This is a genomic window from Streptomyces sp. NPDC101151 (assembly GCF_044768335.1).
Taxonomy (GTDB): Bacteria; Actinomycetota; Actinomycetes; order Streptomycetales; family Streptomycetaceae; genus Streptomyces.
On the sequence record NZ_JBIWPP010000003.1, the window covers coordinates 209,962 to 225,630 of the forward strand.

Consider the following 15,669-nt stretch of genomic DNA (forward strand, 5'->3'; position numbering starts at 1 on the left):
AAGCTTCCACCTGTGAGTGAGACAACGCACGACGGCGGTGTCGCGGTGACCGCGGCCCCGTCGCCCGACGAGGGACTGACGGCGGCGCAGCTCGCCGCCAAGTACGGGCTCGCCGTGAGCGGTGCCCGGCCTTCGCTCGGTGAGTACGTAAGGCAGCTGTGGGGGCGGCGCCACTTCATCCTCGCCTTCTCCCAGGCGAAGCTGACCGCGCAGTACAGCCAGGCCAAGCTCGGCCAGCTGTGGCAGGTGGCGACCCCGCTGCTGAACGCGGGCGTGTACTACTTCATCTTCGGCGTCATCCTGCACGCGAGCCGGGGCATGTCCAAGGACGTGTACATCCCGTTCCTGGTCACGGGTGTGTTCGTCTTCACCTTCACGCAGAGCTCGCTCATGTCGGGCGTCCGTGCCATCTCCGGCAACCTGGGTCTGGTGCGCGCCCTGCACTTCCCGCGCGCCTCGCTGCCCATCTCCTTCTCGCTGCAGCAGCTGCAGCAACTGCTCTTCTCGATGATCGTGATGTTCGTCGTTGCGGTCGGCTTCGGCAGCTACCCGAGCCTGTCCTGGCTGCTGATCGTGCCGGTCCTGGTGCTGCAGTTCCTGTTCAACACCGGTCTCGCGATGATCGTGGCCCGCATGGGCGCCAAGACGCCCGACCTTGCCCAGCTGATGCCGTTCGTCCTGCGGACCTGGATGTACGCATCCGGCGTCATGTTCTCCATCAGCAAGATGATGGAGGGCCGTCCCGAGTGGGTGGTCCGCCTGCTGCAGGTGAACCCGGCCGCGATCTACATGGACCTGATGCGCTTCGCGCTGATCGACGGGTACGGCGCCTCGAACCTGCCGCCGCACGTGTGGGCCATCGCCCTGTTCTGGGCCGTGGTCGCCTTCGCCGGCGGGTTCGTGTACTTCTGGAAGGCGGAGGAGAGGTACGGCCGTGGCTGAGCTGAATCCCCAGGACACCGTGGACCCGCGCCCCACGGTCATCGCGGACGACCTGCACATCGTCTACCGGGTCAACGGCGCGAAGACGGGCAAGGGCAGCGCGACGGCCGCCCTCAGCCGCATCGTCAAGCGCGGCGAGGAGCGGGGCGTGCGCAAGGTGCACGCCGTCAGGGGCGTCTCCTTCGTCGCCTACCGCGGCGAGGCCATCGGCCTGATCGGCTCCAACGGCTCCGGCAAGTCCACCCTGCTGCGCGCCATCGCCGGGCTGCTGCCCGCCGAGCAGGGCAAGGTCTACACCGACGGCCAGCCGTCGCTGCTCGGCGTGAACGCGGCCCTGATGAACGACCTCACCGGCGAGCGCAACGTCATCCTCGGCGGGCTCGCCATGGGCATGTCCCGTGAGCAGATCAAGGAGCGCTACCAGGAGATCGTCGACTTCTCGGGCATCAACGAGAAGGGCGACTTCATCACCCTGCCGATGCGCACCTACTCCTCGGGCATGGCGGCCCGGCTGCGTTTCTCCATCGCCGCGGCCAAGGACCACGACGTCCTCATGATCGACGAGGCGCTGGCCACCGGCGACCGCAAGTTCCAGAAGCGCTCCGAGGAGCGCATCCGGGAACTGCGCACGGAGGCCGGCACGGTGTTTCTGGTCAGTCACAACAACAAGTCCATCCGCGACACCTGCAATCGCGTCCTGTGGCTGGAACGCGGCGAGCTGCGCATGGACGGCCCGACCGAAGAGGTCCTCAAGGAATACGAGAAGTTCACGGGCAAGTGACCCGTTTCGGCCAGGGCCCCGCCGGAGAACCGTCCGGCGGGGCCCTGCGTCTGCAAAGGAAACGTCAACTCCGGGCGCCCGTAGGAATCTTGACGCCAATCGGTGTGTTGTTGTGATGTGCAGGACACCCCGACGGACCGTGCCGCGTTGTACAACGTAAGCTGTACCGGTGCCGGAAAGCGGCAAGTAGGGCCATAATGCGCGACACCCTCGCCGGGCGACCCCGCCGGACGGCCGGGCGGCGTGTCCGAAATAGTGTGTATTGGGTCGGCGGTGTAGAACGGGAGATGTGACGGCAATGGCTACGGAAACTCCCCAGCTCAACGCAGCATGTGCCGTCCCCGCCCCGGGCAGTGCACGGTGACGGGAACCGACACGGCGCCCGGACTGGAACGCGCCACGCTGGACAAGGCTACGAGCGAGAACTTCCCCGTGGCCCCCTTCTTTCTGCCCCGGGCGTGGCGCGACGACCTCATGGCCGTGTACGGATTCGCCCGGCTGGTGGATGACATCGGCGACGGAGACCTGGCCCCCGGCGGAGCCGACGCGCGCGTCCTCGGTGTGCCGGCCGCCGAGGCCGAGGACCGCCTGGTCCTCCTCGACGCCTTCGAGGCCGATCTGCGGCGTGTTTTCGACGGCACGCCCCGTCACCCTCTGCTCCGCCGACTGCAGCCGACCGTCCGCCGCCGCGCTCTCACTCCCGAGCCCTTCCTCGGCCTGATCGCCGCCAACCGGCAGGACCAGCTCGTCACGCGGTACGAGACCTACGACGACCTCCTGGCCTACTGCGAACTGTCCGCCAACCCCGTCGGCCGCCTCGTTCTCGCCGTCACCGGCACCTCGACCCCCGAGCGGATCCGCCTGTCCGACGCGATCTGCACCGCACTGCAGATCGTGGAACACCTCCAGGACGTCGCCGAGGACCTCGGCCGCGACCGGATCTATCTGCCTGCCGAGGACATGAAGCGCTTCCACGTCCAGGAAACGGATCTCGCCACAAAAACCACGGGCGCATCGGTGCGCGCCCTGGTTGCATACGAAGCACAACGCGCCCGCGATCTGCTGAATGAAGGCGCCCCCCTGGTGGGTAGCGTCCACGGCAGGTTGAAGCTGCTGCTCGCGGGGTTCGTGGCGGGGGGAAGGGCGGCGATCCGGGCGATCGCCGCCGCGGAATACGACGTACTTCCCGGCCCGCCCCGACCCGGCAAGGTCCAGTTGCTGCGTGAGGTGGGCGTGACCCTGCGAGGAGAGGGGTGATCCGGACCGTGGAGTCAGTCCCGCACGTGTCCGCACCGGTACTCGCCGCCTACAGCTACTGCGAGGCCGTCACCGGACAGCAGGCCCGTAACTTCGCGTACGGCATCCGGCTGCTGCCGACGCCCAAGCGCCGCGCCATGTCGGCGCTGTACGCCTTCTCCCGGCGTGTCGACGACATCGGTGACGGCGACCTGCCGGGCGAGGTCAAGGTGGCGCGCCTGGAGGACACCCGGGCGCTGCTCACCCGGGTCCGCGAGGGCGGCGTCGAGGAGGACGACACCGACCCGGTGGCCGTCGCCCTCACCCATGCCGCCCGTGCGTTCCCGATCCCGCTGGGGGGCCTGGACGAGCTGATCGACGGCGTCCAGATGGACGTGCGCGGGGAGACCTACGAGACCTGGGACGACCTGAAGGTCTACTGCCGCTGCGTGGCCGGCGCCATCGGCCGTCTCTCGCTCGGTGTGTTCGGCACGGAACCGGGGGCGCGCGGCGTCGAGCGCGCGCCCGAGTATGCCGACACGCTCGGTCTCGCGCTCCAGCTCACCAACATCCTCAGAGACGTCCGCGAGGACGCCGAGGGCGGTCGTACCTATCTGCCCGCCGACGACCTCGCCAAGTTCGGCTGCTCGGCCGGGTTCAACGGGCCGACCCCGCCGGAGGGCTCCGACTTCGCGGGCCTCGTGCACTTCGAAGTGCGACGGGCCCGCGCCCTTTTCGCCGAGGGCTACCGGCTTCTCCCCATGCTGGACCGGCGCAGCGGCGCCTGTGTCGCCGCCATGGCCGGCATCTACCGCCGGCTGCTGGACCGCATCGAGCGCGACCCGGAGGCCGTGCTGCGCGGCCGGGTCTCGCTGCCCGGACGGGAGAAGGCCTACGTCGCCGTTCGCGGACTGTCCGGCCTCGACACCCGGCATGTGTCCAGGCGGACCGTCAGGAGGCGCGTCTGATGGTCTGCGTGGACCAGTCCGGCTCCGAGGGCCCGATGCGGCGGGCAACCCTCCGCTGCGGCGTGGCGTCCCTGACTGCGACGGCCGACCGTGCACCGTTCATCCAGCACGCTCGGCACGCACGGAAGGACGCACGATGAGCGACGGCTCACGCCACACGGAGGCGCATGCCGACACCCCGGCAGCGCGCAGTGCCGTCGTGGTCGGCGGCGGCCTCGCAGGCATCACCGCGGCGCTCGCGCTCGCCGACGCGGGCGTCCGGGTCACGCTGCTCGAAGGCAGGCCGAGACTGGGCGGCCTCGCCTTCTCCTTCCAGCGCGGCGAGTTGACCGTCGACAACGGCCAGCACGTGTACCTGCGCTGCTGCACCGCCTACCGCTGGTTCCTCGACCGCATCGAGGGCACGGGGCTGGCACCGCTGCAGGATCGTCTCGACGTGCCCGTACTCGACGTGAACCGGCCCGAGGGACGGCGGCTCGGCAGACTGCGGCGCGATGCCCTGCCCGTACCCCTGCATCTGGGCCGGAGCCTGGCCACCTACCCGCATCTCTCGCTCGCCGAGCGTGCCGCGGTCGGGCGTGCCGCGCTCGCGCTCAAGGGGCTCGACCTCGCCGATCCGACTCTGGACACACAGGATTTCGGCAGCTGGCTGGCCGCCCACGGCCAGTCGGCGCGTGCCGTCGAGGCCCTGTGGGACCTGGTCGGGGTCGCCACCCTCAACGCGGTCGCGGGCGACGCCTCGCTGGGGCTCGCCGCGATGGTGTTCAAGACCGGCCTGCTGTCCGACCCGGGCGCAGCCGACATCGGCTGGGCCCACGTCCCGCTGGGCGAACTGCACGACCGGCTGGCCCGCAAGGCGCTCGACTCCGCGGGCGTCCGTACCGAGGTCCGTACACGCGTCACCTCCGTCTCTACCAACGAAAACGGGACCTGGAGCGTTCAGGTTCCCGGCGAGACACTTCAGGCCGACGCGGTCGTCCTCGCCGTACCCCAGCGCGAGACGCACGACCTGCTGCCCCCCGGTGCCCTCGACGCCCCCGAACAGCTGCTGCGGATCGGCGCCGCTCCGATCCTCAACGTGCACGTCGTCTACGACCGCAAGGTGCTCGCCAGGCCCTTCTTCGCCGCCCTCGGCACCCCCGTGCAGTGGGTCTTCGACCGGACGGACGCGTCCGGGCTCGGCGAGGGGCAGTACCTGGCGCTGTCCCAGTCGGCCGCGCAGGACGAGATCGAGGCGCCGGTCGCCGCGCTGCGCGAGCGCTACCTGCCCGAGCTGGAGCGACTGCTTCCGGGTACGCGCGGTGCCGTGGTGAAGGACTTCTTCGTGACCCGGGAGCGCACGGCCACGTTCGCCCCCACCCCCGGCGTCGGGCGGCTGCGGCCCGGCGCCCGTACCAAAACACCCGGCCTGTACCTGGCCGGAGCGTGGACCGCCACCGGGTGGCCCGCGACCATGGAGAGTGCGGTCCGCAGTGGAGTGAGCGCGGCCGATGCCGCGCTGAGCGCCCTGGGCCGGCCCCGCCCCCGCCGACTCTTCGAGTTCGAGGAGGCGGCCTGATGCTCGATCAGCAGCCGGCGGCAGGCCCCCGCACCCCCGGTACCGCAACTAGAGGAGAGACTGTGCCCACTGTGCCCCCGGCCTCGATGCCCGATCGGAGGACCGCGGTGGACGTGACCGCGCTTCTGGAGCGCGGCCGGACCCTGGCCACACCGGTACTGCGTGCGGCCGTCGACCGCCTTGCGCCTCCCATGGACACCGTCGCCGCCTACCACTTCGGCTGGATCGACGCCGCCGGCAACCCGGCCGACGGTGACGGCGGCAAGGCCGTGCGTCCCGCCCTTGCCGTCCTCTCCGCCGAGGTCACCGGCGCCGCACCCGAGGTGGGCATCCCCGGCGCCGTCGCCGTCGAACTCGTGCACAATTTCTCGCTGCTGCACGACGACCTGATGGACGGCGACGAGCAGCGCCGGCACCGCGACACGGTCTGGAAGGTGCACGGCCCCGCCCAGGCCATCCTCGTCGGCGACGCCCTGTTCGCCCTCGCCAACGAGGTACTGCTGGAACTCGGCACCGTCGAGGCCGGCCGTGCCACCCGCCGTCTGACCACCGCCACCCGCGCCCTGATCGACGGTCAGGCACAGGACATCTCCTACGAGCACCGCGACCGCGTCAGCGTCGAGGAGTGCCTGGAGATGGAGGGCAACAAGACCGGCGCCCTGCTCGCCGCCTCCAGCTCCATCGGCGCGGTGCTCGGCGGTGCCGACGACCACACCGCGGACACGCTGGAGAAGTACGGCTACCACCTCGGCCTCGCCTTCCAGGCCGTCGACGACCTTCTCGGCATCTGGGGCGATCCGGAGGCCACCGGCAAGCAGACCTGGAGCGACCTGCGCCAGCGCAAGAAGTCCCTCCCGGTGGTGGCCGCGCTCGCGGCGGGCGGCTCCGCCTCCGAGCGGCTCGGCGAGATCCTCGCCGCCGACGCCAAGAGCAGCGACTTCGAGAACTTCTCCGAGGCGGAGTTCGCGGCCCGCGCCGCCCTCATCGAGAAGGCGGGCGGGCGTGAGTGGACGGCCGAGGAAGCGCGCCGTCAGCACACCATCGCCATCGAAGCCCTCGACGCCGTCGACATGCCCGACCGGGTACGGGCCGCCTTCACAGCACTCGCCGACTTCGTCGTCGTACGAAAGAGATGATCGTTATCGGTCGAATACCCCTCGCTTAGTCGCCGGCCGGTGCCGAGGGACGACGGACACCGGCCGACGGCGGACCCACAGCAGCACGACTCGCACGACTGCACGAAGGGGAAGCCATGACAGCGACGACCGACGGAAGCACCGGAGCGACCATTCCGCCCCGCGCGGCCTCGGCCAGCGACACCGACATCACCACCCCCGCGGCGGCCGGGGTACAAGAAGCCGCCGAAGGCGCCGCACGGCGCGCCACCGACTTCCTGCTCGCCCGGCAGGACCCCGAGGGCTGGTGGAAGGGCGACCTCGAGACGAACGTCACCATGGACGCCGAGGATCTGCTGCTCCGTCAGTTCCTGGGGATCCGCGACGAGGAGACGACGCGGGCCGCCGCTCTGTTCATCCGCGGCGAGCAGCGCGAGGACGGCACCTGGGCCACCTTCTACGGCGGGCCCGGCGAACTGTCCACCACCATCGAGGCGTACGTCGCCCTGCGCCTGGCCGGGGACGCGCCCGACGACCCGCACATGGCGAAGGCGTCCGCCTGGATCCGTGAGCGCGGCGGCATCGCCGCCTCCCGGGTGTTCACCCGGATCTGGCTCGCCCTGTTCGGCTGGTGGAAGTGGGAGGACCTGCCCGAACTCCCGCCGGAACTCATCTACTTCCCGAGCTGGATGCCGCTCAACATCTACGACTTCGGCTGCTGGGCCCGGCAGACCATCGTGCCGCTGACCATCGTCTCGGCCAAGCGCCCGGTGCGCCCGGCGCCCTTCCCGCTGGACGAGCTGCACACCGACCCGGCGAACCCCAACCCGCCCAAGCCGCTGGCTCCGGTGGCGAGTTGGGACGGCGCCTTCCAGCGTCTGGACAAGGCGCTGCACCAGCTGCGCAAGGTCGCCCCGCGCAGACTGCGCAAGGCCGCGATGAACTCGGCGGCCCGCTGGATCATCGAACGCCAGGAGAACGACGGCTGCTGGGGCGGCATCCAGCCCCCGGCCGTGTACTCGGTGATCGCCCTGCACCTGCTCGGCTACGACCTCCAGCACCCGGTGATGCGCGAGGGCCTCGCGTCGCTGGACCGTTTCGCCGTCCGGCGCGAGGACGGCGCCCGGATGATCGAGGCCTGCCAGTCCCCGGTGTGGGACACCTGCCTCGCCGCCATCGCGCTCAGCGACGCCGGCCTGCCCGCCGACCATCCGCAACTGGTCAAGGCGGCCGACTGGATGCTCGGCGAGGAGATCGTCCGGCCCGGCGACTGGGCCGTGAAGCGTCCCCAGCTCCCGCCGGGCGGCTGGGCCTTCGAGTTCCACAACGACAACTACCCGGACATCGACGACACCGCCGAGGTCGCCCTCGCGCTGCGCCGGGTCAGGCACCACGACCCCGAGCGGATGGACCGGGTCATCGGCCGCGCGGTGCGCTGGAACCTCGGGATGCAGTCGAAGAACGGCGGGTGGGGCGCCTTCGACGTCGACAACACCAGCCCGTTCCCGAACCGGCTGCCGTTCTGTGACTTCGGCGAGGTCATCGACCCGCCGTCCGCGGACGTCACCGCGCACGTGGTCGAGATGCTGGCCGCCGAGGGACTGTCCCACGACCCGCGCACCCGCCGCGGCATCGAGTGGCTGCTGGCCGAACAGGAGCCGGACGGCTCGTGGTTCGGGCGCTGGGGCGTCAACTACGTCTACGGCACCGGCTCGGTGGTGCCGGCCCTGACAGCGGCCGGACTGCCCGCCTCCCACCCCGCGATCCGGCGGGCGGTGACCTGGCTGGAGAACGTCCAGAACGAGGACGGCGGCTGGGGCGAGGATCTGCGCTCCTACAAGTACGTCAGGGAGTGGAGCGGGCGCGGCGCCTCCACCGCCTCGCAGACCGCATGGGCGCTGATGGCGTTGCTCGCGGCGGGGGAGAAGGACTCCAAGGCCGTCGAGCGCGGCATCCACTGGCTGGCCCGGACCCAGCGGGAGGACGGCTCCTGGGACGAGCCGTACTTCACCGGTACCGGCTTCCCGTGGGACTTCTCCATCAACTACCACCTCTACCGGCAGGTCTTCCCGCTCACCGCGCTCGGCCGGTATCTGCACGGCGACCCCTTCGACCGGCAGCCGCTCGCCAGGGCCAGGAAGCCGCTCTCCGAGGTCAAGGGGACCTGAATGAGCGCCCAGCCCGCCCCGGCCCCGCTGCTGATCGCCTGCGCGCTCGGCATCGAGCACCTCGCCCTGCGCACCGGCGACCGCGGTGTGAGGCGGAGGGGCGCTCTCGGCACCGGCCCTCGGCGTCCCGGAGCCGAACCGAACAAGTGGGGCGCCGGCGGGCCGTTCACCTTCGTCCGTACGGGCATGGGCCCCAGGGCGGCGGAACGCTCCGTCACCCGGCTTCTCGCCGATCCGGCGCTGGCCGATGCGGCCGTGCTGGCCACCGGCTTCTGCGCCGGGCTCGCCCCCGGAATGCACCCCGGCGACCTGGTCGTCGCCGAGGAGACCCGGTACCCGCACGGGACCGTCCCGTGCGTCGGCACCGATCTGCTGGTCAAGGAACTGGTGCGCCTGCTGCCCGGGCGTACGGTCCACACCGGTCCCGTCACCGGCTCCGACCACGTCGTCCGAGGTCACGAACGGTCCGACCTGTTCGCGACCGGCGCGATCGCGGTCGACATGGAGTCCGCGGCCACGCTCCTGAGCGCCGTGCGCACGGGCGAGCGCCCCGTTGCGGCCGTACGGGTGGTCGTGGACGCTCCAGAACATGAACTCGTCCGGATCGGCACGGTGCGCGGTGGAATATCAGCCTTCCGTGTCCTTCGTTCCATCCTTCCCGCTTTTTTCGAATGGCACCGTTCTTTGTTGCTCCCCCGGAGGTGAGCCAGATGGCCATGCCGCTGCGTCAGTCCATCAAGGTCGCTACATACCTGGCTGAACAGAAGGTCCGCAGGCGGGACAAGTTTCCGCTCATCGTCGAGCTGGAACCGCTCTTCGCCTGCAATCTCAAGTGCGAGGGCTGCGGCAAGATCCAGCACCCGGCCGGCGTGCTCAAGCAGCGTATGCCCGTCGCGCAGGCCGTGGGAGCGGTGCTCGAATCAGGGGCGCCGATGGTGTCCATCGCGGGTGGAGAACCGTTGATGCACCCGCAGATCGACGAGATCGTGCGCCAGCTGGTGGCCAAGCGGAAATACGTTTTCCTGTGCACCAACGCCATGTTGCTGCGCAAGAAGATGGACAAGTTCCGGCCCTCGCCCTACTTCGCGTTCGCGGTGCACATCGACGGGCTGCGCGAGCGGCACGACGAGTCCGTGGCGAAGGAGGGTGTGTTCGACGAGGCGGTGGAGGCCATCAAGGAGGCCAAGCGGCGCGGCTTCCGGGTGACCACCAACTCCACCTTCTTCAACACCGACACCCCGCAGACCATCATCGAGGTCCTCAACTTCCTCAATGACGACCTGGAGGTGGACGAGATGATGATCTCGCCCGCCTACGCCTACGAGAAGGCGCCCGACCAGGAGCACTTCCTCGGTGTCGAGCAGACCCGCGAGCTGTTCAAGAAGGCCTTCGCCGGCGGCAACCGCAGGCGCTGGCGGCTCAACCACTCCCCGCTCTTCCTGGACTTCCTGGAGGGCAAGGTCGACTTCCCGTGCACCGCGTGGGCGATCCCGAACTACTCGCTCTTCGGCTGGCAGCGGCCCTGCTACCTGATGAGCGACGGGTACGTGCCGACGTACCGCGAGCTGGTCGAGGAGACCGACTGGGACAAGTACGGCCGCGGCAAGGACCCGCGCTGCGCCAACTGCATGGCGCACTGCGGCTACGAGCCCACCGCCGTCCTCGCCACGATGGGCTCCCTGAAGGAGTCGCTGCGGGCCATGCGCGAGACCGTCGCCGGAAACCGGGACTGACGCCATGACCGCCGTCCCCTTGGGCGTCCCCGAGGTACCGGCGCGGCCGGTCGCACCGCGGCGCGTATCGCGGCAGATCCACGTCGGTCCGGTGGCGGTCGGGGGCGGAGCCCCGGTGTCGGTGCAGTCGATGACGACGACCCGCACGTCGGACATCGGCGCCACCCTGCAGCAGATAGCCGAACTGACCGCGTCCGGCTGCCAGATCGTCCGCGTCGCCTGCCCCACGCAGGACGACGCGGACGCTCTGGCGACCATCGTCCGCAAGTCGCAGATCCCGGTGATCGCGGACATCCACTTCCAGCCGAAGTACGTGTTCGCGGCCATCGAGGCGGGTTGCGCGGCGGTCCGGGTGAACCCGGGCAACATCAAGAAGTTCGACGACCAGGTGAAGGAGATCGCGCGGGCCGCGAAGGACCACGGCACGCCGATCCGTATCGGTGTCAACGCGGGCTCGCTGGACCGGCGGCTGCTGCAGAAGCACGGCAGGGCGACCCCGGAGGCGCTCGTCGAGAGCGCGCTGTGGGAGGCGTCCCTCTTCGAGGAGCACGGCTTCAGGGACATCAAGATCTCGGTCAAGCACAACGACCCGGTCGTGATGATCGAGGCGTACCGCAGGCTCGCCGAGAGTTGCGACTACCCGTTGCACCTGGGCGTCACCGAGGCGGGCCCGGCCTTCCAGGGGACGATCAAATCGGCGGTGGCCTTCGGGGCGCTGCTGTCGCGGGGAATCGGCGACACCATCCGGGTCTCCCTGTCGGCGCCGCCGGCCGAGGAGGTCAAGGTCGGCATCCAGATCCTGGAATCCCTGGGTCTGCGGCAGCGGCGCCTGGAGATCGTCTCCTGCCCGTCCTGCGGGCGGGCCCAGGTCGACGTGTACAAGCTGGCCGACGAGGTCACGGCCGGTCTGGACGGCATGGACGTGCCGCTCCGGGTCGCGGTGATGGGCTGTGTGGTCAACGGCCCGGGAGAAGCCCGTGAGGCCGACCTCGGGGTTGCCTCGGGCAACGGCAAGGGCCAGATCTTCGTCAAGGGCGAGGTCGTCAGGACCGTCCCCGAGTCCAGGATAGTGGAGACCCTGATCGAGGAGGCCATGAAGCTCGCAGAGCAGACGAAATGAGTTGGGGCAAGGCACGGCACGGACCTGGAGGGGGCCCAGCGTGACGATTCTGGAGAGCATCAGGGGACCACGCGACCTGAAGGCGCTGTCCGAGGCAGAGCTCGGTGAACTGTCCGGAGAAATCCGTGAGTTCCTGGTGCACGCGGTGGCGAGAACCGGCGGTCACCTCGGACCCAATCTGGGGGTGGTGGAACTCGCCATCGCCCTCCACCGGGTGTTCGAGTCACCGGTCGACCGCATCCTGTGGGACACCGGCCACCAGAGCTATGTGCACAAACTGCTGACGGGGCGCCAGGACTTTTCCAAGCTGCGCAGCAAGGGCGGCCTGTCCGGCTACCCCTCGCGCGAGGAGTCCGAGCACGACGTCATCGAGAACAGCCACGCCTCCACCGCGCTCGGCTGGGCCGACGGCCTGGCCAAGGCCAACCAGGTGCAGGGCGAGAAGGGCCATGTGGTCGCGGTCATCGGCGACGGCGCGCTGACCGGCGGCATGGCCTGGGAGGCACTGAACAACATCGCGGCGGCCAGGGACCGGCCGCTGATCATCGTCGTCAACGACAACGAGAGGTCGTACGCCCCGACCATCGGCGGTCTCGCCAACCACCTGGCCACGCTGCGCACCACCGACGGCTACGAGAAGGTCCTCGCCTGGGGCAAGGACGTCCTGCTGAGGACTCCGGTCGTCGGCGGCACCCTCTACGAGTCCCTGCACGGCGCGAAGAAGGGCTTCAAGGACGCCTTCGCCCCGCAGGGCATGTTCGAGGACCTGGGGCTCAAGTACGTCGGGCCGATCGACGGACACGACATCAAGGCCGTCGAGTCGGCGCTCAGGCGCGCGAAACGCTTCCACGGGCCCGTCCTGGTCCACTGCCTCACGGAGAAGGGCCGCGGCTACGAACCCGCCCTCGCCCACGAGGAGGACCACTTCCACACCGTCGGCGTGATGGACCCGCTCACCTGCGCACCGCTCACACCGTCCAACGGCCCGTCCTGGACCTCGGTGTTCGGCGAGGAGATCGTCCGGATCGGGGAGGAGCGGGAGGACGTCGTGGCGATCACGGCGGCCATGCTGAACCCGGTGGGCCTCGGGAGGTTCGCCGAACGCTTCCCGGACCGGGTGTGGGACGTCGGCATCGCCGAGCAGCACGCGGCCGTCTCCGCGGCCGGCCTCGCCACCGGCGGACTGCACCCGGTCGTCGCCGTCTACGCCACCTTCCTCAACCGCGCCTTCGACCAGCTGCTGATGGACGTCGCCCTGCACCGTTGCGGCGTGACCTTCGTGCTGGACCGGGCCGGTGTCACCGGGGTCGACGGGGCGTCCCACAACGGCATGTGGGACATGTCCGTCCTGCAGGTCGTACCCGGCCTCAGGATCGCCGCGCCGCGTGACGCCGACCAGCTGCGCGCCCAGCTGCGCGAGGCCGTCGCCGTGGACGACGCACCCACCCTGGTGCGCTTCCCGAAGGAGTCCGTCGGACCCGGGATCCCGGCGATCGACCACGTCGGCGGCATGGACGTCCTGCACCGCGCCGAGCGCCCCGAGGTGCTGCTGGTGGCCGTCGGCGTGATGGCACCGGTGTGCCTGCAGGCCGCCGAGCTGCTGGCGGCCCGCGGTATCAACTGCACGGTCGTGGACCCGCGTTGGGTCAAGCCCGTCGACCCGGCGCTGCCGGGCCTGGCCGCCGGGCACCGTCTGGTGGCCGTCGTGGAGGACAACAGCCGTGCCGCCGGCGTCGGTTCGGCCGTGGCCCTCGCCCTCGGTGACGCCGACGTGGATGTGCCGGTACGGCGCTTCGGCATCCCGGAGCAGTTCCTCGCGCACGCCAAGCGCGGCGAGGTGCTGGCCGACATCGGTCTCACGCCCGTCGACATCGCCGGGCGGATCAGCGCGAGCCTGGCCGTCAAGGAGGCGGGTTCCGCCCTGGAGGAAGCGAGGTTCGCCGTCAGGGACGCGGGGGGCACAGTCAAGGAGAGAGCTGAATGACCACGGAGTTCGACCTCGGTGCCCTCCTCACCGAGCGCGGAGCCGAGCGCTACGAGCTGCATGCGAAGTACCTCAACCCGCAGCTCCCGCGCATGCTGCACACCATCGGCTTCGACAAGGTCTACGAGCGCGCCGAGGGCGCCCACTTCTACGACGCGGACGGCAACGACTACCTGGACATGCTCGCCGGGTTCGGGGTGATGGGCCTCGGCCGGCATCACCCGGTCGTCCGCAAGGCGCTGCACGACGTCCTGGACCTGAACCTGGCCGACCTCACCCGCTTCGACTGCCAGCCGCTGCCCGGCCTGCTCGCGGAGCGGCTGCTCGCCCACAGCCCGCACCTGGACCGGGTGTTCTTCGGCAACAGCGGCACGGAGGCGGTCGAGACCGCTCTCAAGTTCGCCCGGTACGCCACAGGCAAGCCGCGCGTCCTCTACTGCGACCACGCCTTCCACGGCCTGACCACCGGCTCCCTGTCGGTCAACGGCGAGGACGGATTCCGCGACGGCTTCGCCCCGCTGCTGCCCGACACCGCCGTACCCCTCGGCGACCTCGACGCGCTCGCCCGGGAGCTGAAGAAGGGGGACGTCGCCGCCCTGATCGTCGAGCCGATCCAGGGCAAGGGCGTGCACGAGGCCCCTCCCGGTTATCTGCGTGCCGCGCAGGAGGTGCTGCACCGGCACAAGGCGCTGCTCATCGCCGACGAGGTGCAGACCGGGCTCGGCCGCACCGGCGACTTCTACGCCTACCAGCACGAGGACGGCGTCGAGCCGGACCTGGTGTGCGTGGCCAAGGCGCTGTCCGGCGGCTATGTCCCGGTCGGCGCCACCCTCGGCAAGGACTGGATCTTCAAGAAGGTCTACTCGTCCATGGACCGCGTTCTGGTCCACTCGGCGAGCTTCGGGGCCAACGCGCAGGCGATGGCGGCCGGACTCGCCGTGCTGTCGGTGATGGAGAGCGAGCAGATCGTCGCCGGCGTCCGCACCACGGGCGACCTGCTGAAATCCCGGCTCACCGCGCTGATCGACAAGTACGAGCTGCTCGCCGACGTCCGCGGCCGGGGCCTGATGATCGGCATCGAGTTCGGAAAGCCGGCCTCGCTGAGGCTGCGCGGCCGCTGGGCCATGCTGCAGGCCGCGCGCAAGGGCCTGTTTGCCCAGATGGTGGTCGTACCGCTGCTGCAACGGCACCGGATCCTCACCCAGGTCTCCGGCGACCACCTGGAGGTGATCAAGCTCATTCCGCCGCTGGTCGTCGACGAGGCCGACGTGGACCGCTTCGTGGACGCCTTCACGTCCGTGATGGACGACGCCCACAGCGGCGGCGGCCTCATGTGGAACTTCGGCAAGACCCTGATCAAGCAGGCGGTGGCCAACCGCTAGTGCGGACCACCGGCCGGCGCCCGCGCAGCGGCCCGGCCGGTGACCCGGACGGCCGGGCCGGTGACTGGGCAGACCGGGCAAGCGGCCCAAGCCTGCTCACGGGCTTGCACGCCCAGAAAATCGATCGCCTGTGCTGATCGGCGCGGGCACAAGCTGCCCATGCCGACCACCGCGGACCAGCTGCTCTCCGCACTCGAACCGCTGCCGTTCCCCACCCGTCTCACCCACACCGCGACAACGGCTCGTCGGCTGGCGGACGAGGGACGGCTCACCTCGCTTCTCACCGGCCTCGACGCACGCGGGCCCTACGAGCGGCGGCTCGCGGCGCTGGACGACGCCGGGGTGACCGTCGCCACGCAGATCGCGAGCCGGCTGAGGACCGACCGGGTCCAAGGGGCCCTGCCCCGACGCGGCGGCGCCCTTCTGGCCGCCGCCGACCAGCTGGCCCGCGACAGGCGGCGGTGTCACCGGTCTGCCGGCGGCCGGGCTGGTCACCGGAACGGGCGCCGCCCTCGGCTGGCCGGAGGAGTGGCGTGCGCCGCTGCGCCTGCTGCGCGGACATTCGCACCCGGACGTACGGCACAGGGCGTACGAGACCATGACGACGTACGAATGACCAGCGGAGGGGGAGGGCTCGCGGGCACCCTTTGCCTCTGAGGCAAGAAATTTGCCGCAGAGGCAA

The 15,669-nt window shown here is 70.2% G+C and carries 14 protein-coding genes; all 14 read left to right on the forward strand.

What is annotated here, in order from left to right:
• Positions 1 to 12 precede the first annotated feature (12 nt).
• Positions 13 to 942, forward strand: coding sequence for an ABC transporter permease (locus tag ACIRU3_RS06765; protein WP_404052357.1), 930 nt, complete (start codon positions 13 to 15; stop codon positions 940 to 942).
• 1 nt (position 943) lies between these two features.
• Complete coding sequence (locus tag ACIRU3_RS06770; protein WP_404053175.1) at positions 944 to 1,723, forward strand: ABC transporter ATP-binding protein; 780 nt, start codon at positions 944 to 946, stop codon at positions 1,721 to 1,723.
• A 330-nt stretch (positions 1,724 to 2,053) separates the two neighbouring features.
• Positions 2,054 to 2,980, forward strand: coding sequence for a squalene synthase HpnC (hpnC, locus tag ACIRU3_RS06775; protein WP_404052360.1), 927 nt, complete (start codon positions 2,054 to 2,056; stop codon positions 2,978 to 2,980).
• Positions 2,977 to 3,927 (forward strand): presqualene diphosphate synthase HpnD, encoded by a 951-nt coding sequence (gene hpnD / locus ACIRU3_RS06780; RefSeq protein ID WP_404052363.1) that lies wholly within the window; start codon positions 2,977 to 2,979, stop codon positions 3,925 to 3,927. The genes hpnC and hpnD overlap by 4 nt, the downstream gene beginning before the upstream one ends.
• Positions 3,928 to 3,962: 35 nt before the next feature.
• The gene (locus tag ACIRU3_RS06785) at positions 3,963 to 4,067 is read left to right on the forward strand and encodes a DUF6380 family protein (protein WP_404053178.1); all 105 of its coding nucleotides are present in this window, start codon (positions 3,963 to 3,965) and stop codon (positions 4,065 to 4,067) included.
• Positions 4,064 to 5,485, forward strand: a complete 1,422-nt coding sequence (gene hpnE / locus ACIRU3_RS06790; RefSeq protein WP_404052365.1) for a hydroxysqualene dehydroxylase HpnE — start codon at positions 4,064 to 4,066, stop codon at positions 5,483 to 5,485. The genes ACIRU3_RS06785 and hpnE overlap by 4 nt, the downstream gene beginning before the upstream one ends.
• A gap of 71 nt (positions 5,486 to 5,556) precedes the next feature.
• A complete protein-coding gene (locus ACIRU3_RS06795) occupies positions 5,557 to 6,621 on the forward strand; it encodes a polyprenyl synthetase family protein (RefSeq protein WP_404053180.1) in 1,065 nt (354 codons plus the stop codon).
• Between the two features lie 116 nt (positions 6,622 to 6,737).
• Positions 6,738 to 8,768, forward strand: a complete 2,031-nt coding sequence (gene shc / locus ACIRU3_RS06800) for a squalene--hopene cyclase (protein WP_404052368.1) — start codon at positions 6,738 to 6,740, stop codon at positions 8,766 to 8,768.
• Positions 8,769 to 9,473, forward strand: a complete 705-nt coding sequence (locus tag ACIRU3_RS06805; RefSeq protein WP_404052371.1) for a 1-hydroxy-2-methyl-2-butenyl 4-diphosphate reductase — start codon at positions 8,769 to 8,771, stop codon at positions 9,471 to 9,473. It begins immediately after the preceding gene.
• Positions 9,474 to 9,478: 5 nt separating this feature from the next.
• Positions 9,479 to 10,501 (forward strand): adenosyl-hopene transferase HpnH, encoded by a 1,023-nt coding sequence (gene hpnH, locus ACIRU3_RS06810; RefSeq protein ID WP_404052374.1) that lies wholly within the window; start codon positions 9,479 to 9,481, stop codon positions 10,499 to 10,501.
• A 4-nt stretch (positions 10,502 to 10,505) separates the two neighbouring features.
• On the forward strand, positions 10,506 to 11,621 hold the full coding sequence (gene ispG / locus ACIRU3_RS06815; RefSeq protein WP_404052377.1) for a flavodoxin-dependent (E)-4-hydroxy-3-methylbut-2-enyl-diphosphate synthase: 1,116 nt from the start codon (positions 10,506 to 10,508) through the stop codon (positions 11,619 to 11,621).
• A 40-nt stretch (positions 11,622 to 11,661) separates the two neighbouring features.
• Positions 11,662 to 13,605, forward strand: coding sequence for a 1-deoxy-D-xylulose-5-phosphate synthase (dxs, locus tag ACIRU3_RS06820; protein ID WP_404052379.1), 1,944 nt, complete (start codon positions 11,662 to 11,664; stop codon positions 13,603 to 13,605).
• Positions 13,602 to 14,987: an aspartate aminotransferase family protein gene (locus tag ACIRU3_RS06825; RefSeq protein WP_404052382.1), complete on the forward strand. Its 1,386-nt coding sequence runs from the start codon at positions 13,602 to 13,604 to the stop codon at positions 14,985 to 14,987. The genes dxs and ACIRU3_RS06825 overlap by 4 nt, the downstream gene beginning before the upstream one ends.
• Positions 14,988 to 15,146: 159 nt before the next feature.
• Entirely contained in the window at positions 15,147 to 15,644 is a 498-nt protein-coding gene (locus ACIRU3_RS06830) for a hypothetical protein (RefSeq protein WP_404052385.1), read from the forward strand.
• The last annotated feature ends 25 nt before the right edge of the window (positions 15,645 to 15,669 follow it).